Source organism: Bacteroidota bacterium (assembly GCA_018692315.1).
In the GTDB taxonomy this organism is placed as follows: domain Bacteria; phylum Bacteroidota; class Bacteroidia; order Bacteroidales; family JABHKC01; genus JABHKC01.
This window is the reverse complement of the sequence record JABHKC010000162.1, coordinates 1-2,407: the sequence shown is the minus strand read 5'-3', so window position 1 is coordinate 2,407 and position 2,407 is coordinate 1. Positions and strand designations below refer to the sequence as shown.

Sequence of the window (2,407 nt, the reverse complement as noted above, 5' to 3'; positions counted from 1 at the left end):
TTTGTATGAATTTGCTGGTTTAGATTTAGTTCAACTTGTCGCAAAAAATCAAATTGTAAAGTTTATGATTGTTCCGTATATTTCTTATTTTTGGAGATATACAGAATTTGATTAAAAAAGTATTTTTATAAGATAAAACCAAAGGAAAAAATACAAAAATAATTTGCAAGCATACAGAATTCTTATATTTTTGCAATGGTATTTTTAATTTTATTATGAATAACAAATTGAATCAATATTAGAACATGAATCGAGTAAAACAACAGAAATATACACACATGTTTCAAGTACAAAGTTCAATGATATAATGATCCTTTTGATGAGATGGATATTTAAAACAAATAATAATAATAAAGAAATAAACGGAATTTTCTGTTTATACTAATGTTGGCATTCATTGTGAGAATTCGTTGCTAATTAAAAACTCAGAAGGAAAAAAGATTAATTATTTTTGAGGTTTACGATTCAAAAAGAAATTATGACAAAAGAAAATGCGATAAAATTATTTCAAGATCAACGAGTACGAGTTCATTGGAGCGAAGAAGAAGAAAAATGGTTCTTTTCAATAGTTGATATTATTGGTGTGCTAACAGATAGTGTTAATCCAAATAATTACTGGAAAGTGTTGAAAAACAGGCTCAAGAAAGAAGGGAGTGAGTTGGTTACAAATTGTAACCAACTGAAAATGGAATCGTCTGATGGTAAATTTTACAAAACAGATGTTGCAGACACCGAACAACTTCTGAGACTAATACAATCTATTCCTTCACCAAAGGCAGAACCCTTTAAAATTTGGTTGGCAAAAGTTGGATATGAGAGAATTGAAGAGACCGAAGATCCAGAAAAAGCATTTGATAGGGCAATGGAAACATACTTGAAAAAGGGTTATTCGAGAGATTGGATCAATCAGAGGCTGAAAAGCATAGAGGTAAGAAAAGAACTTACTGATGAATGGCATGTACGTGGAATGAAAGAAGGTTTAGAGTATGCCATATTGACCAATGAAATAACAAAAGCGTGGGCGGATAGAGATGTGAAAGCATACAAGAAACTAAAGGGACTTAAAAAAGAAAATTTGCGAGATAATATGACCAATTTGGAATTGGTGTTAAATATGCTGGCAGAAGCCTCTACCACCGAAATATCAAAAGAGAAAAAACCACAAGGCTTGGAAGAAAACAGCAATGTTGCCAGAAAAGGTGGTTACGCAGCAAAAAAAGCACGTTTAGAAATTGAAAAGCAAACTGGAAAATCAATTGTCTCTTCTAAAAATGCTAAGGAATCAGGTCAGCAAAATGATAACGAAAATAAGATTATTGATAAATAAACAACGAAACGCCAATCGAGTAGGCGGCTGATGGCGAAATAGCCACCAGTGCACCTCTCACAGCTCTGCTGAGCCTGCCGAAGTACCATTAAGCGTACGGATCTCGTACATAGCGATTCATTAAACAAAAGAAAATTTGAGTTAATGCTATGCTGGAATATCTCTTCGGGATGGGATTAAAGGAAAAAAGACAAAAACACATTGCGAGCATACAGAATTCTTATATTTTGCAAAGGTGTTTTTAATTTAAATTAATGTTTAGCAAAGTCAATCAATATTAGAACATGAAACAAATAAGACAACAGAAATATACACACATGTATCAAGCACAAAGTTCAATGCGATTAACAATTTTCTTTATTCCAAACTTCAAACTTTTTACATTAAAATTCATTAGCAAACCAAGCTTACAGTCCGGTAATTTAAGATAGGTTAATACTTGTGCAAGATGAACATCAGTAAGGATTTCAACTGATTTTAATTCAACAATTACTTTATTTTCAACAAGCATATCTACTCTATATCCGATGTTCAATTTTACAGATTCATAAGGGGACTTCTAAAAATAGTAAATTTCAAGGCGTAAGAAATTTGAAAACCGGAGTTTACTATTGTAAATGAGGATTTTAAAATTGCGAAACAACGAAGAAATTTGCATTTTTAGAGGGCTCCATAAATTAAAGGAAGTAGCTTCTCTTTTTCAATAAACAAATCAACTTTATTCAACTCGTAAAACAAGCATTCTTTGTACGTACTTTCCAATAATCCAGGACAGAGAGCTGTATGAATTTTGAATGCAGCATTTAAAATTTCTTTGGATATTTCATTTTCATGCATATTCTCAAATTCTTAGTTTGAATTATTCCTAAATGAAAATTGTGCCTGATATATAAATATCATTGCCTAAGGTATATTCTACAATACTTATTTTAAATTACTAAGTAATTGTAAATATATAATTGCTCCATTATTAATTTTTTTTCCTATCTTTGCCACATGGATAGAATAAATGAAATAAGAATTAAATATTCAACAATTATAAAAGAAGCAAACGAGCGTTTCATTCGGATATGGGCAGCA

Annotated in this window: 3 protein-coding genes; 1 reads left to right on the top strand and 2 read right to left on the bottom strand. The window is 30.9% G+C overall.

Translation table 11 applies throughout. The annotated features are described in order from the left end of the window. The first annotated feature begins 478 nt into the window (after positions 1-478). A complete protein-coding gene (locus tag HN894_12360; GenBank protein MBT7144114.1) occupies positions 479-1,327 on the top strand; it encodes a Bro-N domain-containing protein in 849 nt (282 codons plus the stop codon). Between the two features lie 322 nt (positions 1,328-1,649). Here HN894_12360 and HN894_12355 read toward each other — a convergent pair whose 3' ends face one another. Together HN894_12355 and HN894_12350 are read right to left on the bottom strand one after the other, a co-directional pair. After that, a complete protein-coding gene (locus HN894_12355; protein MBT7144113.1) occupies positions 1,650-1,838 on the bottom strand; it encodes a GxxExxY protein in 189 nt (62 codons plus the stop codon). Between the two features lie 149 nt (positions 1,839-1,987). Then, the gene (locus HN894_12350) at positions 1,988-2,164 is read right to left on the bottom strand and encodes a GxxExxY protein (protein MBT7144112.1); all 177 of its coding nucleotides are present in this window, start codon (positions 2,162-2,164) and stop codon (positions 1,988-1,990) included. Positions 2,165-2,407: the final 243 nt, after the last annotated feature.